We start from the raw sequence: 23,642 nt of genomic DNA, 5'->3' as shown, positions 1-23,642 counted from the left end.
TAAATTTTGCCCGGGCCGTCCGCCTCCTCGGCATGTCCTCACAAATTCGCTACGCTCATTCCGAACGGACAACACTCCTCCGATTCTACTCTACGCCTTGGGTAAAAGCTGTTTCACAGACTTCGCTCTGGCGCCTTCGGCACGTCSGTCGCTTGCTGATCAACAGCGCAAGGCTACCCGGGTCTACTCGCCCTCGCGTTCCGCTCTCCATGGCTCGCAGCGGCTGTTATTAAATTTTGTCGACTCCTCAATAGAGATCTGGTAAAACTTCTGGTTCATAAAGGCGTTATACATGATATCAAAGTGCTTAGCGTATGCAGTCAATATATCTTCAAGATCCTTTATAATGGCATGTGCGATCATTTTTTTCGGACGAAAAAAAACTTCAGCAATAAAACACAAAACGCAGGCAATGAATGTGTCAATAAAACGTGCCAGCATAAAAGTCGCAGGCGACATCCCTCCTGTATCAAGCATCGAAAACATCACCATGACGCCGATGGTAATAAACACAGTCGCATACATGTAATGCACAATCGAAAAATACAACGCAAATAAAATTAGCAGTGGAATAGTTGCCAGCCATAACTGATGTGCTCGCATTAATTCAATCAGCAAAAAACCAAATAACAAACCTGCGAGCGTACCAAGTAAGCGCATTTTAATACGATTATTGACAAGTCCAGGCTCAAATGGCATGTAAATAATCATTAAGGTCATCGCAATCCAATAACCGCGTTCGATATCAGCCACAAGCCACAGTGTCACTGCAGCACTTAGCATCAATGATATTCTAACGGCGCGATAAAGCGTTAACCGATCGATTACACTAAGCATATTTTTTCCTGAGTTTTTTAATTTCCTGATAAATTGGCACAAGCCTAACAACAGATGCCTCAATTTTCGTTAAGGCATCCTTTAATAGAGGGGATTCAATAACCTGTGCCCAATCCTTCTGCTCCTTGATTAACCCTTCCTGCATAGACCACTCTTTCTCAGCTAAAAGCCTATCAATCCATATGCTTGCCTGATAGAAAGGTAGTTTCACCTCAGGATTATTTAAAACATAAGCGTAAGTCATCCCAATCTGGTATATCACATCAATATATGAACTCATCATCAACAGGAAATCTTGATCAAATCGTTGATGGTATTGATCCCTTTGCTCGCGAAGATAATATAAATGACTGTACATATCATAAAGATTGTCGCGATATTCGTGTTTGTTTTCACTTAACAGCACGCGTCTTAGCGCATAAATATACGCTGTCATCGCGAGCAATACTTTAGCTTTTGATCTTCTTGGCGCAAGAAGTGCAACGATCAGCGCATACAATGCACAAATGGCAAATCCAGATGAATAGTTGATCAATAACTCACTGCTATTTATCGGTGACAGCAGGGTTGCATCAGCCAGCAAATGAATGTAAATAGGCAGAAAAACAATGCTTAACCCCAGATATAGTCTCAAGTTATTGTTTCGTAGACTGATGATATAGCAGCCTAAGCTGTAGCAGAAAACCCATGCAATCGTCAGGAGCTTTGACTCGGCATTAACAAAAACGCCAACAAAGGATATCCACAAGCCAGCACTTATCATTAAAACAGCCTTAATTTGTCCCCATCGTGATTGCCCCAATGGAAAAGCGCTGATAAAAATAAGCAAAACACTAATGATCAAAAAAATAAGAAAATCAGGCCATTGAAAAAACAGATACCCCAGTAGGAGTATGCAAAATGCCAGCAAACTCACCATTACATGATAAGCAATCTCCAAATAAGGATCTTGTGCGAGACCATAGTAGGCGCTTTTCTTGCTTTTATTCAATCGTAACATAGGCGCTGGCCCCAACATGTAGTGGGAAATTTGGATCAGGATCTTTTATTTCAATAAGCACAGGAAAACGTTGAGGTAATAATAGCCACTGGTTTTCCTGGGGAACCTGTTGCAATAAGGTGTTTGTATCCGTCTTGCTTCTACCGACCGCCCAGTTAGTATCTTGAACGACTCCTATATATGCTTTCTTCCCCAAATACATGCGCAGACGAATCTTTGCCTTATCTCCTTTTTTGATGCTGGCTAAGTCTGTTTCCTTAAAGTTTGCCTCTATCCACCACTTATCGGTATGAATAAATGCAAACAGGGGTTGATAGGCTTGCACAAAAGCTCCTTTGGTAAGCGTTAAATTACTGATGACACCATCTGCTTGTGCGTAGACTTGAGTTGCCTGTAATTGTGATTGAGCAATTTCAACACTTAACTGAGCCTGTGCTCGTTCTACCCTCATTTTGTCTACTGCTAGCTGCAGCTCATAGCGCCTTATCATATTCTGTTGCTTAAACGCTGCTAATATATTTTCAGCCTCTGTCAGTTGTAATTGAACAGATTCCAAGCTTAGCTTTGCTTGTTTAAGCCTTATTTCATAAGCCTTGGCATCCAATGAAAATAATAATACCCCCTTTTTCACCCATTCATTATTCTGCACATACACGCCATCCACTTTTCCTGAAACTTCTGCTGCCACAGGTTGAATATTTGCCATCACATAGGCATTGTCTGTAGTGATGGAAAAGGCAAAAAAGAAATAGATGCCATACCCGATAAGAAGCAGCGCGATCATTCCTAAAATGATCTTGCTGCGTCTAAGTAAATTAACTAATGCCTGCATATTGCCACTCCGCTATCTCTTTCTCATGGTAAATAAATACCTGAAGCCTCTTTAAGATAAAAATTAAATTTTCCTGCTCTTTCATGCCAGATACCTTATATAGCTTTTTAAAGCCCAGCCTAACAAGCCACCTGAGCGAAATTTTTATTTCCTTTTGAGGCAAAGTAAATGCCGAAGATCAATACAATACTCCACAGAATAAACGACCGTTGTACCTCTGTAATATTAAACATCACACTAAAGATTCCTGCCCAAAAGATAAAGCTGGCATTAAATGTCGTTCCTAAACTCGCGCCAATGCGCTTAATGGCATGGTAATACGCAAGATACGAGCTTGAGGCCGATAACACACACCCCACAATGAGCAAAGGTAAAAATAACTGGCTTATTACCTGCCAGGTTTGTTGATAGTCAAATAGCAGTAAAAAACTCAAAATCACCAGGTAACTTAAAGACGAGACACTTTGGCGAATCGCTAAAAGCCAGGATACATCCTGCGTTGTGGTTTTTTGCGCGATAGAAAACAAAATGGATTCAGCCCCCCAGCCAAGCATCGCGCAACTGGCAAATATCAAACCTATGACGATATGCTCCGCCCCTGAACGAACACCCGTAATCGAAATAAACATTACCCCAATAACGGTTAAAACGATGCCCAGTATTTTTAGCTTTGTCGCTTTTTCACGCAACAATGTCATCGCAAGGAGTAATGCAACCACTGGATAACAGGAAGTCACCACACCTGCATAAACAGGTCCTGCATAGGCAATGCCCATGATTCCTGTCACCATCCCCAAGGGACCCGCGCAAATAGCGGCAACAACAAGTGGCCAAAAATTTTTATGTCGCGTTTTAGCAAGATTCTCTTTGAAGCTGCCCCTTACGTGATGGTAGGTATATATTCCAGCACACGAAAAACCATCCTGCATTAAGGATAGCACCAGGGCAAAGACCAGTACCGCAAAGGTTGCACTACTAAATAAACCCTGTTCGGAGTAAACGTTAGTTAAAACATCATTTAAGCCCCAAAGCATACCTGAAATAATTCCTATAATAATTCCCAAAATACCCCCCTTTATTGAAGCTTGCTATCAGGTGATAGCTCCTGATAATCTGCCAGCTTTTCTGGCATTTGCACATCAAAATGACGATACGCATGGTGTGTTGCCACGCGTCCTCTCGCGGTGCGCATAATATAACCCTGTTGAATCAAATAAGGCTCTATCATATCTTCAATGGTACCGCGCTCTTCTGAGATCGATGCAGCAATGGTATCTAAACCCACAGGACCACCTGAAAATTTATCAATCAAGTTTAATAGATAACGCCTATCCATATGGTCAAAGCCAACAGGATCGACATTAATAAGAGAAAGCGCCCTATCCGCAACCTTATGATCAACGACCCCTTGCGCTTTTACTTCGGCATAATCCCGCACGCGTCTTAGCAAACGATTGGCAATCCTTGGTGTTCCGCGCGCGCGCTTAGCAATTTCTTTGGCGCCTGAGACCTCAATATTGACATTCAAGAGCTTGGCTGAGCGCATCACAATATCCGTTAAATCAGCAACTGAATAAAACTCTAAACGTTGTACGATACCAAAGCGATCCCGAAGGGGAGAGGTCAAAAGCCCCGCTCTTGTCGTTGCCCCCACAAGCGTAAACGGTGGCAAGTCAATTTTAATTGAACGCGCCGCAGGCCCTTCACCGATCATAATATCCAGTTGATAATCCTCCATCGCAGGATAAAGCACTTCCTCCACCACAGGACTTAAGCGATGTATCTCATCAATAAAAAGCACATCATTGGCTTCCAGATTGGTTAAAAGTGCAGCCAAGTCACCTGCTTTTTCTAATACAGGACCCGAAGTCTGCTTTAATGAGACATTCATTTCATTGGCAATGATATGTGACAGCGTTGTTTTGCCAAGACCCGGGGGACCGAAGATGAGTACATGATCTAAAGCTTCCTTACGCTTTTTTGCCGCTTCAATAAAAATTTCCATCTGTTCTTTAACAACAGGCTGACCATGATAATCCTGAAGTAATTTGGGGCGAATAGCACGATCAATCTGCTGATCTTCTTTTTGTTTATTTCCCGAAATAATGCGATCTGTTTCTATCATTGGGTACGTGTTATTACCACACTTTTGCTACTGCCAAAAAGCCTACCATGTTTTCACGCTAAAGACATGTCATTTTTGGTCTGGTAGCAATATCTACTTTAAAACCGTACAAAAAACTTGGCAGTAAATACCACCCCAATATAAGACAATTCAGCGCCAACGTTCTTATACGCATAATCAACATAAAGCTCAGGAATAGGCAATACAGGCAAATATTTGGCAATATCGGACATCCGTTCATCGTAACCAGATATAAGCCCTAAGCGGTAGCCAACATTGACCTGGTTATTTTGTGATAATTGGTTGGTGTACAGATTACGTTGCACCCCGACTACAAACGCGCGATCACTGAATGAATTGAGTAGAGTACCAACGAAAATACTTTGATAAACCCCACCTATCAGATTATTCGACCGACGATCATCCTTTCGGCTTTCAGGGTTAAAATGCCAGGTTAGCATCCCTAAGTAAACCGCATTTTCAGGCTGTGTTCCTTCTAAAAACTGCCAAAAACTCTGATTTTTTTTTTGCTCTTCTGCCGTGCCTGCTGCTGAGGCGTTCGTAACGGTTGCTTGATTTTTTGAAGATTCAGGACCAATAACGGCATCCTGCGAATTATCAGCGTAGGCAGGACTTAAGCTGCTGGCAGCCAGTAAAGCAGCACATAACACATAGCATTTCATGAATTTAACTTTTTTCGGGTATTGATATGCAAAATAAGTGGGCATCATCGCAAAACAACGCCTAATCGTCAATCAAAAATATCATGGTTTTTAGCGCTTTACAGCCAATTTATTACTGGAGTTATCACTCCAACCTAGAGTCCTAATAGCTAAAAACTCAACCGCACTTGGAATAACCGCAATTAAGACAGGTCAAACAGTTATCCATTCTCACCATGGCTTTGGTGCTACATTTGACACATAATTGTGACTCAAGCGGAAAACTATTGCTTGTATCATTACTTGGCTGTTGACGCTCATCAAGCTCTTGACGCTTAGCTGCAATATAGAGTTTTTGTGTTTCATCCAAGTCATCCTGTGGTAACATGCCAATCTTTTTAAGATGCTTTTCGATCACATCCCCTATTTCTGAAACAAGCGAGGGGACGTATTTACCACCACGCCTTAAATAACCACCATTTGGATCAAATACTGATCTTAACTCTTCAACCAGGAAAGTAACATCGCCGCCTTTGCGAAACACCGCTGAAATAATGAGTGTTAAAGCAATGGTCCACTGAAAGTGCTCCATATTTTTTGAGCTTAAGAAAATCTCAAAAGGTCGACGCACCTCATGCTCAGTTCCCTCATTTAATACAATATCATTAATAGTCACATATAAAGCATGCTCAGCCTGAGGCGGCTTAATTTTATAGGTTTCTCCCGTAAGTGACTCAGGGCGCTTAACACTCTCACTCATCTGTAGATGCGTTTTTTCTTTTTTAACTGGCTTTGTTGCGGCATCCAGCAACTTCTCATTCGCTTTTACAATATTAAACCCAGTGATCTTTTTCTCTATCTTTACTGCCATTTTATTCTCCCAAAGTTACCTTGATGCCTGTGAATGATTGGCATAGGTATCCCAATCAGGTTTGTAGTTTTCTACCTGATTTCCCCAGGCACACCAATTCTCTCGAGCCCCCCTAGCAAATAACTCTAAATAAGGACCCGCACTGCAGGACTCAATCAAATCATATTGTTCATCAGGTTTCCTACTATGCTCGCGTTTTCTTGATAACACAATATTTTCCTGACTCCTCCCAGGAGGCAAAGTCCGTGCATTTTTTCCGCGCGTACCAAACAATATTACTTCCGTAACATTCCTAAAATAAAAACCGACGCCCCTACGATCAGGACCCCCATCTTTGCGCACCTTATACCACACCAAATTGGTTTTATAAGTAAATCCCCAGGCTTGCATGACTTCAAGTCCCTCAGCCAGCAACGCATTGGGTACCCATAGATACAAATGTGCAGTCTCATCTGCGATCTCTACGACAGGAAGTTTCTTAATTTCATCCAAAACCAAAGTCGGATATCGAGTTAATCTTTTATGCTCTGGCGCCACCTTACCTGTTCGATTGTGAAACTGCCAGGGAGGATCGGCTAAAATGGTTTTAAACTTTCGCCCCTTTAGTTCATTCATAAAATCTTCTTTAGCACCCACCTAAATATCCTCTTCAAACAAATTACTTTTCATACCAAACACAAGCAACGGACAACCAGCACCCCCACCTCCCTCAATCCTTGGTAAGAGCTTGCCAAGATGTGTCGTTGAAGCACCATAAGATTGTCCGCGCCCAAGATCATTGAATATTGTCTGTAACTCGTCCGAACGAGTGATAATAATTCCAACACTAACAGCCTTAAGATCAAACAACAATCTGAAGTTATTTAAATATCGATCATAAAAAGGGTCTTTATTATTCCACTCTATTTCCAATGCAACCCTATTTTTGAAGCAGTCAACCTTGTGAGTCGGAGAATTATAAGTCACATCATCTACAATTACTTGGGTGCTAAATTGTTTTTCAACCCACCCCATGGCGTACAAATAGTTGTCAATATACTCAGCAACCTTTGATTTACGCCCTCCAGATTGAATAATCCAGCTCTTCTTTAACCTAAAGGCTTCCAGCAACGAAACTATATCTGCCCACTCATTTGGAAAGTCCTCTTTGAGAATCGCACAAGCATGTTTATATTCATAGATTTCGTAGTGCCTGCGAACATATTCAGGTAATACATTAATACCCACTTTTGTATTCCTTAAAATTTCCCATAATACCCCTCTTTCAAGGCATCATAGAGATTTGCAGCGCTGTGCTCTTCACCATCGTATTCAATCATTTCATTACCTTTTAACTCAACTATTGAGCCATCCTCAAGGGTGAAACGATAAAGTGTTTTCTCAAGATCCTCATCTTTAACCAGCACACCTTGGAAAACTTCAGGGTTAAACCTAAACGTCGTGCAGCCTTTAAGTCCCTGATGATAGGCATAAAGGTAGATGTCTTTAAAATCAGCAAAGGGGAAATCTGTAGGTACATTAGCCGTTTTGGAAATACTTGAATCCACCCATCTTTGTGCGGCAGCCTGAATATCCACATGCTCTTTTGGAGACACATTATCGGCACTGATAAAATAATCAGGCAGCTTATGTGCTTCCTCCTTGGCAAATGGCATCGCTTCTTTATTCACTAAATGGCGATAGGCTAGTAGCTCATATGAGAATACATCTACTTTTTCTTTGGTTTTTTTACCCGAACGAATAACATTACGCGCATAATGATGGGCAAAACTTGGCTCAATGCCGTTACTGACGTTATTAGCCAAAGACAACGAAATCGTACCCGTCGGCGCAATGGAGGTATGATGCGTAAAACGACAACCATACTCACAAATGGCATCAATAATTGAAATATCCTCTTGTGCAATGCGCTGCATGTAACGACTATATTTCGCGTGTAAGAGACGCCCTTTAATAACATCACCCGCTTTAATACCGTCAGCAGCCATTTCAGGGCGCAAGCGTAAAAACTCATGAGCCACCGTATAGTCTTTCTCAAGCACTGGAGCGCTGCCTTTTTCTTTCGAGAGCCTCACGCCTTCGCGCCAACCTTCCAGTGCCATCTCTTTAGCAACTTTTTCGGTAAACGCCACGGAAGTCTCACTACCATATTTCATTTTAAGCATGGTAATAGCAGACCCCAAGCCCAAAAACCCCATGCCATGGCGACGTTTTGACTCAATCTCATGACGTTGCTCGCTCAATGGTAAGCCATTAATCTCAACGACGTTATCGAGCATGCGCGTAAAAATGCGCACAACCTTACGATATTTTTCCCAATTAAAACTTGCGCTATCTGTAAATGGATTTTCAATAAATTGCGTTAAATTAACCGAGCCTAACAGGCAAGAACCATAAGGTGGTAATGGCTGCTCCCCACAAGGATTTGTGGCGCGAATAGTTTCACAAAACCAGTTGTTATTGTCATCATTAACTTTGTCGATCAAAATGAACCCAGGTTCAGCATAATCATAGGTTGAGGACATGATCATATCCCACAATCTACGCGCCTTGATCGTGTTGTAAATTTTGCACGCAACAAGTCCTGATGGATCGGTAATATAGCCCTCTTTGATCGGCCAATCACGCCATAGAACCTGCGTAGAGTCGTTTAAATCAATATTGTGTGCTTGTTGTTCAGCAGCTGACATTGGGAAAGCCAGTGACCATATCTGATCATTCTCAACTGCGTGCATAAAATCTTTGGTAATCAACAGCGAAAGATTGAACTGGCGCAAGCGCCCATCCTCGCGTTTTGCGCGAATAAAATCCAATACATCAGGATGCCCCACGTCAAAGGTTCCCATTTGTGCTCCGCGCCTGCCTCCAGCTGATGCCACGGTAAAGCACATCTTGTCATAAATATCCATAAAGGACATGGGACCTGAGGTATGCGCCCCCGCACCTGCAACAAAGGCGCCTTTTGGTCTTAAGGTCGAAAACTCATAGCCAATACCACACCCTGCTTTAAGGGTAAGTCCTGACTCATGAACTCTTTGCAAGATGTTATCCATAGAGTCATAAATAGTACCAGAAACAGTGCAGTTAATCGTTGAGGTGGCAGGTTTATGTTCCAAAGCACCTGCATTGGAAATAATTCTTCCTGCAGGAATAGCTCCATTTCTTAATGCCCATAGAAACTCTTGATAAGATTTTTGCTGTAATTCTTTTGTTTTTTCAACTTCAGAAAGCGCCTTTGCCACGCGTTTATAGGCATCATCAATTTTTCCATCAACCGCTTCGCCCAAGCGCGTTTTTAAGCGATACTTACTATCCCAGATATCTAACGATGCCGCTTGCAAAGCTATTTCTTGTGTTGCTTCTGTCAAAGACATTTTTGCCCCTTGTTACTCAAAAATCATCAAAATATAGCCGTCATTCTAACGGCATTTTTTGTCAAAGGCGGCATTTTTTTGCCTGAATATTTTCATGCAAGGACTTGACTAAGCTGCATTGCCTAACGTCACTGGATTTAAGATGAATTTGGCAAACAATACACATTTAGGTAACTCCAGTTATTCTAGGCAGTCAGATTGCCATCGATGGCGGATACACGGCACAATGACTAGAATCTGTTAATTCAGTGGTATAGACTAGGCACACGATAATTAAGCTTTCACTAACCCTTATGCAAATTTTGCCACAAGGCGTACGCGATATTTATGCCAATGCTATTCCAACCGCCCTTTCTTTAGTCCTAAGTGAATATATATCACAGCATACACAAACTCATCTGCTCATTTGTGAAAATGCCCAATTAGCGCTTCAACTGCATAATGAACTTGGCTTTCTACTCCGAAACCAGACGATACTTCATTTTGCCGATCTTGAAATTCTGCCATTTGACCACTTCTCCGCAAGTGAAGATATCATTTCTTCGCGTTTAAATACCCTTAATCAGTTGCAAAATCACCCTAATGCCGTAGTTATCGCTAGCGCTAACACCATATTAAAATACCTTCCGCCACCAAGCTTTTTAGTCTCTCATGCGTTTATGATTCAAAAAGGAGATAAGCTTGAGCTTACAGAGAAAAAACGCCAATTGGAGTTAGCGGGCTATCAAAATGTTTCTCAGGTGATTTCGCGTGGTGAGTTTAGTGTACGTGGCAGCATTTTAGATATTTTTCCCATGGGATCAGATGAGGCTTATCGCATTGATTTGTTCGATGATGAAGTCGACAGTATTCGCAGCATTGATCTGGAAACGCAACGCTCTCATAACCGCATTGACAAAGTCGAAATATTGCCAACACAGGAGTTCATCCTTGATAAGCAAACACTCGATTGTTTTGCGCAAAACTGGCTTGAGCTGCTACCCCAAACAGATACGCAAAATCTGATATACCAACAAATTATCAAAGGTAGAACCATTAATGGCATTGAATTTTATCTGCCTTTATTTTATCCGAAGCTCAGCACGATATTTGATTACTTAAATAGTGGTACTATCGTGCATAATATCTATGATTGCCAGCATACTGTAGAGCTTTATTATCGGGACATCATGACACGCCACGATCAGCTTGCACATGATCCCGAGCGTCCAATTTTACCCCCACAATGCGTCTTTTTATCTCCGATAGAATTTAATGCTGCAACCAAAAACTTCAGTCATATCAAATGGTTAGCACAAGAAAAATCAAAGGCAAATACGCTTAATGTCAAAAACTTGCCCGATCTTCATGTTCACTACCAATATAAAGAACCTTATCAAAAATTACTGGATTTACTTGCTAAGAGCTCCTTTAAAAAAATAATTTTCTGCTCCGAAAGCGCGGGCAGAAAAGCATTACTCCATGAAAATCTCAACAAGCTGAAACTCACAGCGCAAAGCTTTAGCCATTTCAGCGAGGCAGTCACATCAAAACATCGCATCGCAATCACCATAGCGCCTTTCTCCCAGGGGATTATTGTTAATGAGGATCAGCTGATTATTACCGAGTTTGATCTCTTTGCTAATCACAGCGCATTACCTCTGCGCACGCATAAAAAGGAGGTCCATGAAGCGCTTCCCACTGTTGCACTCAAAGATTTATCTGAGCTTAGCCTGGGAAGCCCTGTTGTTCATATTGAACATGGCATTGCACGCTTTGATGGCTTGACCAGGCTTGATCTTGGAACCCAGGAAACCGAGTTCTTAACACTTTTGTTTAAAAATGATGAGAAACTTTATGTGCCTATTTACGCGCTTCACCTTGTCAGTCGTTATAGTGGTACTGAGCTTGAGCATGCACCTGTCAGCAAACTTGGCAGCGATACCTGGGAAAAGGAAAAGGAAAAAGCTGCCAGAAAAATCAATGATGTTGCGGCTGATCTTCTTGCTATTTACGCACAACGTGCGCTTAAAAAAGGCTATGGCAATATTTTCAATGAGAAGGAATACCTCGGTTTTTGTGAAGGTTTTCCCTTTGAAGAAACCCCTGATCAAGCGCTTGCCATTAATGATGTCATCAAAGACATGATTGCTGAAAAGCCCATGGATCGCCTGGTTTGCGGCGATGTTGGCTTTGGGAAAACAGAAGTTGCTATGCGTGCGGCGTTTATTGCGGTAAGCAACAACAAACAAGTTGCCGTCCTTGCGCCAACAACACTCTTGGCACAACAGCATTTTGATAATTTTAGTGACCGCTTTAATGAAATGGGGGCCAGTGTTGAGGTCTTATCGCGCTTTAAGACCAGCAAAGAACAAAATGAAGCGATCACGCGGATTAATAATGGAACGATTGATATAGTGATCGGTACGCATAAACTCTTGTCCGATAAAATCAAATTCCATAACTTAGGACTTCTGATTATCGATGAGGAACACCGTTTTGGTGTTACACACAAAGAAAAAATGAAGGCTATGCGGACTAACATCGATATTCTCACCATGACAGCAACACCAATCCCACGCACCTTGAATATGGCATTTTCCAATATTCGTGACTTATCAATCATTGCAACCCCACCAGCTAAGCGACTTTCTGTAAAAACTTTTGTCAAGCAATACAACAATAGCATTATCAAAGAAGCGGTAATGCGGGAGATGCTTCGTGGCGGACAAGTGTATTATCTGCATAACAGTGTCAGTACCATTTATGATAAAGCAGAACAGTTACGCCAGATTTTTCCTGAGATTAATATCGCCGTAGCACATGGGCAAATGCGCGAACGCGAACTTGAGAAAATCATGTTTGAGTTTCAACAGAATCGCTACCAAATCCTGCTTTGCACCACGATCATTGAAACAGGCATTGATATTGCTAACGTCAATACCATCGTTATTGAACGCGCGGATAGTTTTGGTCTTGCGCAACTGCATCAATTACGCGGTCGTGTTGGTCGCTCACATCATCAAGCGTATGCGTACTTATTAACTCCACCAGAAGCCTCTCTGGCTAAAGATGCTAAAAAGCGTTTGGAGGCTATTTTAGAAACCGCATCTTTAGGGGGTGGTTATCTGCTGGCCAATCATGATTTAGAAATCAGAGGGGCTGGAGAAATGCTTGGAAAAGAGCAAAGCGGCAATATGCAAGGCATTGGTTTCAACCTCTATATGGACTTGCTGCAAAAAACCATTTCAGCGTTACAAAGAGGTGAAAGCTTTGATGCAACTAAAATAAACCAGTCATTCCAAACTGATGCCCAGATTGAGCTACGTATCCCCACCCTTTTCCCCGAGGAATATATCTTTGACGTACATGTGCGCTTAGGACTTTATAAGCGAATTTCAAGCGCGCAAACGCACAATGAGCTTGATACTATCAAAATTGAAGTCATCGATCGTTTTGGCTTGTTGCCTGAATATGCGCAATATTTATTTGATATTACCCACTTAAAGCTTAGCGCCACCCTTGTGGGTATTCAAAAAATTGAAATGCACTCAGCAGGTGGAAAAATCATTTTTGTCACGCCACTTACTTTTGATCCCATTCATTTGATTAAGCTTGTGCAAATGAAGCCTCAGGACTTTCAATTAGGTCAGGATCAGAAACTTATGATCAAAAAGGCATTACCACAAGCCAAAGAGCGTATTGCCTTTGTACATGATTTTATTGATACGCTTTATTTAAAAACAAAACAGGCAGAAGCGCATTCAAAATTTGTTGGCTGAGGGGTATAATTCCAATGCCGCTACCTTAGTGATTTTTCGCGCCAAAACCACCCCGTCAGCCTACGGCTGCCACCCCTTCACAAGTGAAGGAGGTGAAAAGCGCCCGAAAGAAGCAAACAGCTTTGCTTTTTAGCTTTGAATGCCACAAGCTCTGCACGTGAAGCTGGCAGGGTATTATGGTCTTATAAAGGCATTGTGATTCATGATCCGCTAAATTAAATGCTATATTTTCGCTTGGTCATGTTATACTTTTATATAACTTAATAAAATGGAGCATTAAAATGTCATCATTATCTCTCAGACAATCAGGTGGTGCCAATATTGTAAGCATTCCTAAGAAAATACTTCAGATACTCAATCTTCACACTGGAGACAAACTCGACATTAGTGTCGAAGATAACAAAATAGTTTTAACACCTAAAATGGAGGAGTTAAGCCTGGAGCAAATGCTTGCTGCAAGTCCAAAATCAAGCTTTAAGCTTTTAGATGAGGATAAAGAATGGATGCACGACAACTCTAAAGGAAAAGAGCTTTGAAAAAGTACATTCCGAATCAAGGCGATATTATCTGGCTTGACTTTGATCCCAGTTCTGGACGCGAAATAATGAAACGAAGACCCGCTTTGGTGCTAACAAAATCGGTTTTTAATGAACACACTGGTTTTGCCTTTGTTGCCGCAATTACAAGTACTCAGCGTGGCAATAAATTTGAAGTTATTCTCCCTGATAACTGCAAAACTCAGGGGAGTATAATAACCTTTCAAATACGATCAACAGATTTCCAGTCACGAAATGCAGAGAAGATAGAAATATGCCCCAGAGCATGCATCGAGCAAGTCTTAAAAATTTCAAAAGTGATTTTGTCATGATCTCGCCAGCCATCCAGACTGAAACCTGATCCTTCTCCCTCAAAGATAAAATGATGCAAATGGAATGACTACTCCGTCCGTTTTGCGCTTTTGCTTTCCCGCGTGGATGCGCCTTTGGCTTATCCACCCTACTACTCTCACCCGTAGGGTGTAGCAATACGCCCATGCACTATAAAACAGCCAAATCAGCAACTTGTTTAAATAAAACCGATAACTGCTGCAACAATGCCAAGCGATTATTTTTAACGCTTTCATCTTCCGCTATGACCATTATATGCTCAAAAAAATCTGCAATCGGTTGATCCAACTGCGAAAGCACCATAAGTGCAGTTTTATATTCTGTATTAGCAAGAATAGATTCTAATCGCGCTTTGGTATTGGTTAAAGCTTCAAACAAGGTAAACTCAGCAGGCTCTTGCAACAATGCTTTATTGATACTTAACACCTGATTGACATTATTTTTGTTAAGGATATTCGCAACACGCTTATTGCTTTGTGCTAAACGCTCACATGCGGGATGGGTCTTAAACTCAATTACAGCACTGATGCGCGCGTCAAAGTCAGTAACATCCGTATGCGCAACGGCTCTTACTGCTTCAAAAATTTCAGCTGCAACGCCCTCTTCTTTGTAAATAACTTTTAGGCGATCAACAAAAAATTGCATTAAGGCTTCTTTCAACCCGTTAATATTTTGAAGCTGATCATGTGCGAAGCTTTCTATCGATAACTGAACCAGGGTTGATAATGCAATTTTTACATGGCATTCTTTTAAAATTCGCAGCACACCAATCGCGGCACGTCTCAATGCAAATGGATCTTTATCACCTGTCGGTTTTTGCCCTATGCCAAAAATTCCAACCAGCGTATCTAATTTCTCTGCCAAAGCTAGTGCTTGAGCAACTTTTCCATTTGGCAGGCGATCACCTGCATATTTTGGCCAATATTGCTGCTCAATTGCCTCACATACGGCTTCATTTTCGCCATGAGCACGTGCGTAATATTTACCCATAATGCCTTGCAAGTCAGTAAACTCATAAACCATACCAGTCATTAAATCTGCTTTACTGAGAAGCCCTGCGCGATGGGCGAGCGCTTCATCCGCACCAATATGTCCTGCGATCGACTTTGCCAGAAGCGCAATACGCTGTGTGCGGTCATAAACCGAACCTAGCTCCTTCTGAAACGTCACCACTTTAAGCTTTTCAATATAGGTGTCTAACGGTTTTTTAACATCTGTATCATAGAAAAATGCCGCATCTGATAAGCGTGCAGCCATCACTTTGTTATTTCCCTTAATCACCGTTTGCGGAGCATGACTGTCGATATTACTCATGGTAATAAAATGATTGACCAGCTTATTGTTTTTATCCACCAGTGCAAAACACTTCTGATGACCTTCCATCGCCGAACTAAGTGCCTCTTGTGGTACTCGCAGAAAGCTTTGGTCAAAGTCACACAATAGTGCATGCGGGTACTCGACAATAGCCGTAACCTCCTCAACTAACTCATCATTTAGGATTACATGAGCGTCTTGAGATTTAGCCAAAGCCTTTGCAGACTGAATCACCGTAGACTTACGCATTTCCCAATCAACAAGAACATGAGCATTTTTTAGTTTTGCAACATATTCTGCCGAAGAATTAATATGAATCGCATCAGGGTGATGGAAACGGTGACCATAGCTGATATGAGATGTTTTACAACCATAGAATGAATGCACAATCAGCCCATCACCAAGCAATAGCACCGCCCAGTGCACAGGGCGTACAAATTGATGATCCTCATTTCCCCAGCGCATCATCTTTGGAATGGGTAATCTTTTGAGTGCGCCATCAATGATTTCGCCAATGATGTCTTTGGTTCTAAGACCTTGTTGCTGAACCTGATAAAAAAGTCGCTTGCCCTTTTGATGCTCAATGGTTGAGAGCTTATCAAACCCCACGCCACAGGCTTGTGCAAATCCCAATGCAGCTTTTGTTGGCACACCTTTATCATCATAAGCTTTATCGATAAAAGGACCCTCTTTGTCGATTAAGCGATCCTTTTGCATGGTTTGAATGTTTCTGATGATAAACGCTAAACGCCGCGGTGACGCATAAAACGATTTGTCTTGATAGTCAATGTCTAAATCATCTAACTGCTTGCACACCTGATCTAACAGATTTTGTGCCATTTGTTTGAGGGCTTTTGGTGGCAGCTCTTCCGTGCCTAGTTCAAATAATAAGTCGAGTTTATCTAACATCAGCGTATTTCATTATTTTTCATTAGCTACACATTTTAACGAGAATAACGAGCAAAAGCAGTAAAAACCTAAGCATTAATGACCAGTCAGATCTTTGCCCAAAAGGGATAAGCACCCCCTTAAACGAAGTTAAAGGGCAATGGCACTAAGTTAAAGGGTGCATTTGGGAATGTGATTCATCACGGCTTTGACGTCGTTCCGTCTGCGAACCTGTAATTATAATGAGTTAAAAATAATCAAATATTGAAAGTAAAGTACTTAAAGACTTATTAACCGCGACATCAGCCAAGAGGTTTTGATGTCACGTACTGAAAGCTTATTGAGTATTTATGCGCGGATGAAATCGGCGTGGAGGATTTTCGGCTTAAATGGATGACGTTGTAATGCTTTGATTTTAACGCTTTCAGTTTTGCCGTCAATGTTAATGCTGACGGTTGCACTGTAGAAGTCCTTGTTTTCTAAAGCGTGGAATATCTTGTTGTGATCAAGTGAGATTGAAATTGCTTCTGCGCCATTGCCATAGATAATTGCAGGGATTTTACCTGTTTTACGTAGGCGGCGGCTCGCACCCGTACCTGTTTCAGTTTTTAATTCCGCCTGGAATGTAAATTCAGTCATTTTTAATTCCTTAAATTTGTGATTAAAGTTAGTTTTAAACCACTTTCAGACCATGCGACCCTGATCAGAAAGCCGCGAGATTGTAACAGAAGTAAAGAGAAAAGTTAAGATTTAAATTAAGTCACAAAACATTAAACTGATCGACTCTTCATTGTTAGTTCGACGAATGGCTTCGGACAACATAGGCGCTAATGAAAGGGTTTTGATTTTTTTACACTTAAGTGCATTGGTATGAAGCGGAATGGAATTGGTAACAACAAGTTCTTCTAATACCGAGCTTTCAATGTTTGCAATTGCATTTCCTGATAACACAGGGTGAACACAGTAGGCAGAAACCTTATCTGCTCCGTGCTCAATCAACGCTTGAGCAGCTTTGCACAAAGTGCCTGCTGTATCGACAATGTCATCGACGATCAAGCAATGGCGATCGGTGATATCCCCAATAATATTCATTACTTCTGATTCATTCGCTTTTTGACGACGCTTATCAATAATCGCCAAGTCTGTATTTAAGGCTTTTGCCATGGCGCGTGCGCGGACAACTCCCCCGATATCAGGAGAGACGACGATAGGGTTTTCCAGGTGACGTGCACGGATGTAATCCAAAAGAATTGGTGTGCCGTAAACGTTATCCAGGGGTATATTGAAAAAACCCTGAATCTGCTCTGCGTGAATATCTACCGTAAGCAGACGATCAATGCCGACGCCTGTTAGCATGTCAGCCACTACACGGGCAGAGATGGGTACGCGTGATGAACGCACGCGACGATCCTGGCGCGCGTAACCAAAGTAGGGAATGACTGCAGTAATGCGCCCAGCTGATGAGCGACGTAGTGCGTCAGTTAAAAACATGAGCTCCATGATGTAGTCATTACTTGGCGGGCACGTGGATTGGACGATAAAGACATCGCGCCCTCTGACATTGTCGATAATCTCAATATGTGATTCCCCATCACTGAATGTTGAAACAGTTGCTCTGCCAAGTTGTACACCCAAAAAATGGGAAATTTCTTCGGTCAGCGCACTACTTGCGCGACCACTAAAAAGCATTAAATCCGACATGGAGTTATCCTAAAATGCTATTGCTTGAATTTTGTTTAGAGAATATACCCAAATTTTTGAAAATATAAAGTGTTTTTTAGGCTCGGATGCAGATTGCAAAAACAAGTATTTTGTTTTGTAATCACGCTTGATCAGTCATCGCTTTCAGGCGTGGAAACAGCAATTATTTGCTTGCCGAAACTTGAAATAAATCACCTTGCCTGTCATCATTGCGTGCAAGCAGCCAAAGCTAAATAGGAGTTCCGCATGTTGAAAGGAAAGTTCTTGCTAACTTTTGATTGGGTGGTTAATTATTTACAATCATTTAATCAATCAGTGACCAAAGATAAAAGAACACTTGAGCGTATGCGCTATATTATAAATCTAGCGGCAGCGCGTGGTTGTAAGTCAGGTACTGTTTTTCTTAATCGATTATGCCAGGTGGTATTGCCCATCTCTGAAATTCGTAAGGCCACCAGACGTTTAGCCGGATTTGTCTCCCCTGAAGAAATGAAACTGCTACTCAGCACTGCCTAAAAAACGGTTATTTTTCTGGCATATTTATCTCAAATAACTACCCATAAGTTTGACGCTGTTTTTTGCATGTTATTAAAGCGCTTTTGGTGAATTTGGTTTGATATCCCAAAGTTTTTCTAACTGATAAAACTGTCTGGTTTCTTCGCGCATAATATGGACGACGACATCGCCTAGATCAACCAATACCCAATCACTTTTGGCTTCACCCTCAACACCGAGTATGGTCAGCATATTTCTTTTTGCCGTCAGCTCAAGATGACTGGCAAGTGCCTTTGCGTGCGTGCCAGAGTTAGCCGTACACACAACCACGTAGCTCATAAGCTCAGTTAAATGCTCAACATTCATAACGGTGATATTTTCGGCTTTGATATCCTCAAGGGCATTCACGGCTAAATCTAAAATTTGCTTTGTTTCCATTGTAATTATGTTGATTTGTCTATTTTCGAAGCACAGCAGTCTAGTCTAAGTTGAAAGGACAAGCAAGCGCTCTCGCATTGCAAAAATCTGTCGCCATGAAAATGAACGTAGACATGGTGCCTGGGGCCGGAGTCGAACCGGCACGAGAGTTAAGTCTCGAGGGATTTTAAGTCCCTTGTGTCTACCTATTTCACCACCCAGGCACTAAAACTTTGTTCTGGAGGCTGAGACCGGAATCGAACCGGTGTCCAAGGCTTTGCAGGCCTCTGCATAACCATTTTGCTACCCAGCCATCTGGAGCGGGAAACGAGGTTCGAACTCGCGACCCCAACCTTGGCAAGGTTGTGCTCTACCGCTGAGCTATTCCCGCAGAACAGGGACAGATTATAAGGGCTAAAGCCCCAAAGTCAATTGCATTTTTTGAGTTTTCTATGGTTATCACCGAATTTTATTTAGCTGCTTAAATGTACTAAAGAATATACTGGCTTAAGTCACGATCCTTGACCAAATCACCTAGTTTTTCATTAACATAATCCGCGCTTATGTTGAAGCTTTTTTCAGTCCGATCTGACGCATCAAAAGATACTTCTTCCAACAATCGCTCCAATACCGTATGTAAGCGCCTTGCACCAATGTTTTCAACTTCTTCATTAACCCGATATGCAATCTCAGCGACACGCCTCACCGCATCGTTGTCAAAAGTCACATTAAGCGCTTCCGTAGCTAATAACGCAATATATTGTTTAATTAGCGAATAATCAGGCTCGCTAAGAATACGCACAAAGTCTTCTACCTCAAGAGATCTAAGCTCAACACGAATTGGTAAACGACCTTGCAGTTCAGGAATTAAGTCGGATGGTTTAGCCACATGAAATGCCCCTGAGGCAATAAATAATATATGATCGGTTTTTATCATGCCATATTTGGTACTTACGGTTGAGCCTTCAACCAATGGCAACAAATCACGCTGCACACCTTCGCGTGAGACATCACCTCCGCGCTGTTCTGATCTTTTACATACCTTGTCAATCTCATCAATAAACACAATCCCGTTCTGTTCAACCGCCTCAATCGCTTTAAGCTTAACGTCATCTTCATTAACAAGCTTGCCTGCTTCTTCATCTTGCAATAACTTCAGGGCATCTTTAACTTTAATTTTTCTGCGTTTTCTACGTTCGTTCCCCATGGCAGAAAACAGGTTTTGCAGCTGATCGGTCATATCCTCCATGCCTGGAGGTCCCATGATATTCATCTGCTGCGGTGCCATTGCAATATCAATTTCAATTTCTTTGTCATTCAGCTCGCCAGCCTCCAGTTTTTTTCTAAATAACTGGCGTGTGGTGCTTTCGCTTTTTTGCTCCATCTCAATAGGCTCATTAGCGAAACCAACCTTACTTTCTCTTGCTGGAGGTAATAGCGCATCGAGGATACGCTCTCTGGCAAGCACATCCGCACGCACGGATACTTTTGTTTTCTCCTGCTCACGGTACATTTTAATCGCAATATCAGCCAGATCACGAATGATAGAATCTACATCCTTACCCACATAACCAACTTCCGTAAATTTTGTTGCCTCAATCTTGATAAATGGGGCATTAGCAAGTTTTGCCAAGCGTCGCGCAATTTCAGTTTTACCAACCCCTGTGGGTCCGATCATTAAAATATTTTTAGGGGTTACCTCCTGGCGCATTCCTTCTTCTAATTGCATTCTGCGCCAGCGGTTTCTAAGGGCAATGGCCACGGCTTTTTTAGCAGCTTTCTGACCAATGATAAAACGATCTAATTCACTTACAATTTCTTTAGGTGTCATTTGCGACATAGTCTCTTCCTTAACAAAAATGGCTTATGCTTTTGCCTTGTTGGGTAATTTTTCAATGGTTAAATTATGATTGGTGTAAATACAAATATCTGCAGCGATATTTAAGCTTTTTTGCACGATTTCGTAGGCTGGCAAATCCGTGTTATCGACCAAAGCGTGAGCTGCGGCTTTTGCAAAGGCCGAACCTGAACCAATCGACAAGATACCTCTTTCATCGGCTGCCATGACATCTCCAACGCCAGAGATAAGGAGTGATTTATTTTCATCAGCTACAATAATCATCGCCTCCAATTTACTCATCATTCGATCCAAACGCCATTCACGTACCATTTCAACCGACGCACGCTCTAAATTTCCCTGATAAAAATCGAGCTTTTGCTCAAATTTTTCAAACAACGTAAACGCATCTGCGGTTGAACCTGCAAAACCTGTCAACACCTTGCCATTACTTAATTTACGCACTTTAACAATATTATCCTTAGCCACCGTATTGCCTAGAGTCGCTTGACCATCACCACCAATCACTACTTCATCACCACGGCGCACGCATAAAATCGTAGTGCCTTTCATTTCTAACATACATTTCCCTGCTTAATTGTTGGGTTGGTAAAAAACATAATCGCTATAGATTGCGCTGGAGCCCAAAATTACAAGTTTTTATTTTAGGAGAGTTAGCCGTAGTGAAAACGACATTGGGCAATGGTGATGGTATTATTTTCATATTGATAGACCAAGCGGTGTTCACGATCAATGCGCCGCGACCAGAAACCTGCCCAATTATAACGCAAAGGTTCAGGATCACCCAGACCAGAAAAAGGCGTTCGCTTAATGTCTTTGATCAACTGATTGATGCGCTTTAGCTTCTTTTTATCATTTTCCTGCCAAAAAAGATAATCTTCCCAAGCACACGTTGACCAAGCCAGGATCATTCCTCAATTATTCCATGTCGTTGCACTTGCTGGTTATTGATTTCCTTAATCGCTGCATTTAAACGGCTTGCATTTACATAGCTTGACATCAAATAAGCAGTCTCTTCATACGATTTGAAGTCCTCCAAAGACATCACCACCACCGCAGATTTATCGCTGCCTCTGGTAACAATCATTGGTTGATGATCCATTACAACCTTATCCATGGAAGCTGCAAGCTGGTTGCCAAAATTACTATAGTTGACGGTATGCATAAAAAATCTTTTCACTTAAAATCAGGATGCCTGGATTATAGAGCAAGTACTCATATAAGTACATATTTAACGGTTATAAATATCCTCTAGCCGAACAATGTCGTCCTCACCGAGATAATTGCCGATTTGGACTTCAACAATTTCACAAGGCAGATCGGTATTATTTTCCATACGATGTACTTCTTCCTTTTCGATGTAAACATGTTCGTTAACCAGATAAGTCTTTTTACTCTCACTAATGGTAAATGTTGGCGAGCCTTTGACCACCACCCAATGCTCAGCCCGCTTGAAGTGTTTTTGTAGCGACAACTGCCCCCCTGGGTTTACCGTAATTACTTTAACCTGATAGCCTGTTGCGAGCTCAATCGTGCGGTAGGTTCCCCAGGGTCTTTCATATACCTTTCCAACTTCATTGATATTCATTTTTGTGTACCTTCTTTATTAGACTGTTTATTCTCAAGCCACTTGCAGTAGTGCTATTCAATTGTGAGCGTATTCGCCAAAGCCAATGCACCCATAATGCCTGCATTGTCTGCCAGAGCAGGTGGCACAATAATGGTTTCCAAACGATCACAATAGACCTGATTTAAATAACCATTGATTTTTTGTCGCACTGCTTTGCGGATTTTCTCAAAAAGATGGGTTTGTTTCATCACCCCACCACCTAAGATAATGCGCTTTGGCATAAAACACATGATGTAATTCACTAAGGCATAAGATAAATAGTCCGCTTCAATATCCCAGGCCTTATGATCATTTGGCAAATCAAGTGCGGATTTTACCTGCCAACGTGCTTTTAATGCAGGACCCGATGCAAGTCCCTCGAAACAATTACCATGTGAGGGGCAAACACCTTTGAAGTCATCTTTGGTTAAATCCACAGGAACATAAATATGCCCCATCTCAGGATGTGCGCTACCATGAACTAATTGATGATTGACTATAATACCTCCACCAATCCCCGTCCCAACGGTAAGATAAACAAGATCGCTTAAGCCTTTGCCCGCTCCCCAGTGATACTCACCTAAAGCTGCAGCATTAACATCTGTATCAAATGCCACGGGTAAACACTTAAAGCATCTTCCAATGTTTTGACAATATTATAATTTCGCCAGGCAAGCTTTGGCGTATGCGTAATGTGTCCGTATGTATCAGAGGACTTATCAGGGTCAATAGGACCAAAAGAACCACAACCAATCGCACTGATTGAGTATTGAGTCATATGCTGATGGAAAAACTCAACCACTTCTGCCATCGTTTGCTCAGGAGTCTTTGTTGCAAAACGCACACGATCCAATATTTCCCCTTGATCCGTGCCAATGGCACATACAAATTTAGTACCTCCCGCCTCTATTGCCCCTAAAAATTTACGCATCTTATCAATTTGCCTCATGACCGAAAAAACCTGTCGCCAATATACGCTTAGAGTCATAAATGTCAAACTTTGGAATCAGC

At 41.8% G+C, this 23,642-nt stretch carries 25 protein-coding genes and 3 tRNA genes; 4 read left to right on the top strand and 24 right to left on the bottom strand.

Annotation, left to right across the window (positions count from 1 at the left end):
- Positions 1-183: 183 nt before the first annotated feature.
- From CU053_RS01045 to CU053_RS01000, 10 genes are all read right to left on the bottom strand, one after another.
- Positions 184-837 carry an FUSC family protein gene (locus CU053_RS01045; protein WP_100551200.1) on the bottom strand — a complete coding sequence of 218 codons (654 nt, stop codon included), beginning with the start codon at positions 835-837 and terminating at the stop codon, positions 184-186.
- On the bottom strand, positions 830-1,837 hold the full coding sequence (locus CU053_RS01040) for a hypothetical protein (RefSeq protein WP_100551199.1): 1,008 nt from the start codon (positions 1,835-1,837) through the stop codon (positions 830-832). Before CU053_RS01040 ends, CU053_RS01045 begins: the two co-directional genes overlap by 8 nt.
- Positions 1,821-2,669, bottom strand: coding sequence for an HlyD family secretion protein (locus CU053_RS01035; RefSeq protein WP_100551198.1), 849 nt, complete (start codon positions 2,667-2,669; stop codon positions 1,821-1,823). Before CU053_RS01035 ends, CU053_RS01040 begins: the two co-directional genes overlap by 17 nt.
- Before the next feature lie 119 nt (positions 2,670-2,788).
- Entirely contained in the window at positions 2,789-3,733 is a 945-nt protein-coding gene (locus CU053_RS01030) for a DMT family transporter (RefSeq protein ID WP_158106910.1), read from the bottom strand.
- Positions 3,734-3,744: 11 nt separating this feature from the next.
- Positions 3,745-4,794, bottom strand: a complete 1,050-nt coding sequence (gene ruvB / locus CU053_RS01025; protein WP_100551196.1) for a Holliday junction branch migration DNA helicase RuvB — start codon at positions 4,792-4,794, stop codon at positions 3,745-3,747.
- A 98-nt stretch (positions 4,795-4,892) separates the two neighbouring features.
- The gene (locus tag CU053_RS01020; RefSeq protein WP_100551195.1) at positions 4,893-5,525 is read right to left on the bottom strand and encodes a hypothetical protein; all 633 of its coding nucleotides are present in this window, start codon (positions 5,523-5,525) and stop codon (positions 4,893-4,895) included.
- A gap of 109 nt (positions 5,526-5,634) precedes the next feature.
- On the bottom strand, positions 5,635-6,327 hold the full coding sequence (locus tag CU053_RS01015) for a TSCPD domain-containing protein (RefSeq protein ID WP_100551194.1): 693 nt from the start codon (positions 6,325-6,327) through the stop codon (positions 5,635-5,637).
- Between the two features lie 15 nt (positions 6,328-6,342).
- Positions 6,343-6,942 carry an MT-A70 family methyltransferase gene (locus CU053_RS01010; protein ID WP_100551245.1) on the bottom strand — a complete coding sequence of 200 codons (600 nt, stop codon included), beginning with the start codon at positions 6,940-6,942 and terminating at the stop codon, positions 6,343-6,345.
- Between the two features lie 21 nt (positions 6,943-6,963).
- Positions 6,964-7,554: a BglII/BstYI family type II restriction endonuclease gene (locus tag CU053_RS01005; protein ID WP_100551193.1), complete on the bottom strand. Its 591-nt coding sequence runs from the start codon at positions 7,552-7,554 to the stop codon at positions 6,964-6,966.
- A gap of 11 nt (positions 7,555-7,565) precedes the next feature.
- Positions 7,566-9,701 (bottom strand): adenosylcobalamin-dependent ribonucleoside-diphosphate reductase, encoded by a 2,136-nt coding sequence (locus CU053_RS01000; RefSeq protein ID WP_100551192.1) that lies wholly within the window; start codon positions 9,699-9,701, stop codon positions 7,566-7,568.
- Between the two features lie 293 nt (positions 9,702-9,994).
- Here CU053_RS01000 and mfd point away from each other — a divergent pair, with 293 nt between their 5' ends.
- From mfd to CU053_RS00985, 3 genes are all read left to right on the top strand, one after another.
- Entirely contained in the window at positions 9,995-13,462 is a 3,468-nt protein-coding gene (gene mfd / locus CU053_RS00995; protein ID WP_100551191.1) for a transcription-repair coupling factor, read from the top strand.
- Positions 13,463-13,743: 281 nt separating this feature from the next.
- The gene (locus CU053_RS00990) at positions 13,744-13,998 is read left to right on the top strand and encodes an AbrB/MazE/SpoVT family DNA-binding domain-containing protein (protein ID WP_100551190.1); all 255 of its coding nucleotides are present in this window, start codon (positions 13,744-13,746) and stop codon (positions 13,996-13,998) included.
- Entirely contained in the window at positions 13,995-14,330 is a 336-nt protein-coding gene (locus CU053_RS00985) for a type II toxin-antitoxin system PemK/MazF family toxin (protein WP_100551189.1), read from the top strand. The genes CU053_RS00990 and CU053_RS00985 overlap by 4 nt, the downstream gene beginning before the upstream one ends.
- 169 nt (positions 14,331-14,499) lie before the next feature.
- Here CU053_RS00985 and glyS read toward each other — a convergent pair whose 3' ends face one another.
- The 3 genes from glyS to CU053_RS00970 all read right to left on the bottom strand — a co-directional run bounded on the left by glyS (position 14,500) and on the right by CU053_RS00970 (position 18,252).
- A complete protein-coding gene (glyS, locus tag CU053_RS00980; protein WP_100551188.1) occupies positions 14,500-16,572 on the bottom strand; it encodes a glycine--tRNA ligase subunit beta in 2,073 nt (690 codons plus the stop codon).
- A 327-nt stretch (positions 16,573-16,899) separates the two neighbouring features.
- Complete coding sequence (gene rplY / locus CU053_RS00975; protein WP_100551187.1) at positions 16,900-17,190, bottom strand: 50S ribosomal protein L25; 291 nt, start codon at positions 17,188-17,190, stop codon at positions 16,900-16,902.
- Positions 17,191-17,301: 111 nt separating this feature from the next.
- Positions 17,302-18,252: a ribose-phosphate pyrophosphokinase gene (locus CU053_RS00970; protein WP_100551186.1), complete on the bottom strand. Its 951-nt coding sequence runs from the start codon at positions 18,250-18,252 to the stop codon at positions 17,302-17,304.
- A 246-nt stretch (positions 18,253-18,498) separates the two neighbouring features.
- On the opposite strand from CU053_RS00970, the gene CU053_RS00965 reads away from it, so the two are divergent.
- On the top strand, positions 18,499-18,768 hold the full coding sequence (locus tag CU053_RS00965) for a hypothetical protein (RefSeq protein ID WP_100551185.1): 270 nt from the start codon (positions 18,499-18,501) through the stop codon (positions 18,766-18,768).
- 72 nt (positions 18,769-18,840) lie between these two features.
- Here the strand turns inward: CU053_RS00965 and rsfS are convergent, their stop codons facing one another.
- The 11 genes from rsfS to CU053_RS06540 all read right to left on the bottom strand — a co-directional run bounded on the left by rsfS (position 18,841) and on the right by CU053_RS06540 (position 23,562).
- Positions 18,841-19,185 carry a ribosome silencing factor gene (gene rsfS, locus CU053_RS00960; RefSeq protein ID WP_100551184.1) on the bottom strand — a complete coding sequence of 115 codons (345 nt, stop codon included), beginning with the start codon at positions 19,183-19,185 and terminating at the stop codon, positions 18,841-18,843.
- Positions 19,186-19,299: 114 nt separating this feature from the next.
- Positions 19,300-19,388, bottom strand: a tRNA-Leu gene (locus CU053_RS00955).
- Positions 19,389-19,403: 15 nt separating this feature from the next.
- Positions 19,404-19,477 (bottom strand) — tRNA-Cys (locus CU053_RS00950).
- 3 nt (positions 19,478-19,480) lie between these two features.
- Positions 19,481-19,555: transfer RNA gene (locus tag CU053_RS00945), tRNA-Gly, on the bottom strand.
- Positions 19,556-19,654: 99 nt separating this feature from the next.
- Positions 19,655-21,004 (bottom strand): ATP-dependent protease ATPase subunit HslU, encoded by a 1,350-nt coding sequence (gene hslU / locus CU053_RS00940; protein WP_100551183.1) that lies wholly within the window; start codon positions 21,002-21,004, stop codon positions 19,655-19,657.
- Between the two features lie 24 nt (positions 21,005-21,028).
- Positions 21,029-21,583, bottom strand: coding sequence for an ATP-dependent protease subunit HslV (gene hslV / locus CU053_RS00935; protein WP_100551182.1), 555 nt, complete (start codon positions 21,581-21,583; stop codon positions 21,029-21,031).
- Between the two features lie 92 nt (positions 21,584-21,675).
- Positions 21,676-21,933 (bottom strand): Txe/YoeB family addiction module toxin, encoded by a 258-nt coding sequence (locus tag CU053_RS00930; protein ID WP_100551181.1) that lies wholly within the window; start codon positions 21,931-21,933, stop codon positions 21,676-21,678.
- Entirely contained in the window at positions 21,930-22,187 is a 258-nt protein-coding gene (locus CU053_RS00925; RefSeq protein WP_100551180.1) for a type II toxin-antitoxin system Phd/YefM family antitoxin, read from the bottom strand. Before CU053_RS00925 ends, CU053_RS00930 begins: the two co-directional genes overlap by 4 nt.
- 66 nt (positions 22,188-22,253) lie before the next feature.
- Positions 22,254-22,610 carry a phosphomannose isomerase type II C-terminal cupin domain gene (locus CU053_RS00920; protein WP_100551179.1) on the bottom strand — a complete coding sequence of 119 codons (357 nt, stop codon included), beginning with the start codon at positions 22,608-22,610 and terminating at the stop codon, positions 22,254-22,256.
- Positions 22,611-22,663: 53 nt separating this feature from the next.
- The gene (locus CU053_RS00915) at positions 22,664-23,248 is read right to left on the bottom strand and encodes an ROK family protein (RefSeq protein WP_267901790.1); all 585 of its coding nucleotides are present in this window, start codon (positions 23,246-23,248) and stop codon (positions 22,664-22,666) included.
- Entirely contained in the window at positions 23,212-23,562 is a 351-nt protein-coding gene (locus tag CU053_RS06540) for an ROK family protein (RefSeq protein ID WP_267901789.1), read from the bottom strand. Before CU053_RS06540 ends, CU053_RS00915 begins: the two co-directional genes overlap by 37 nt.
- Positions 23,563-23,642 lie beyond the last annotated feature (80 nt).

The sequence above is a fragment of the Caedibacter taeniospiralis genome (assembly GCF_002803295.2).
GTDB classification, from domain to species: Bacteria; Pseudomonadota; Gammaproteobacteria; order Francisellales; family Francisellaceae; genus Caedibacter; species Caedibacter taeniospiralis.
The sequence above is the reverse complement of the archived record's forward strand: the minus strand, read 5'-3'. Positions and strand labels throughout refer to the sequence as shown.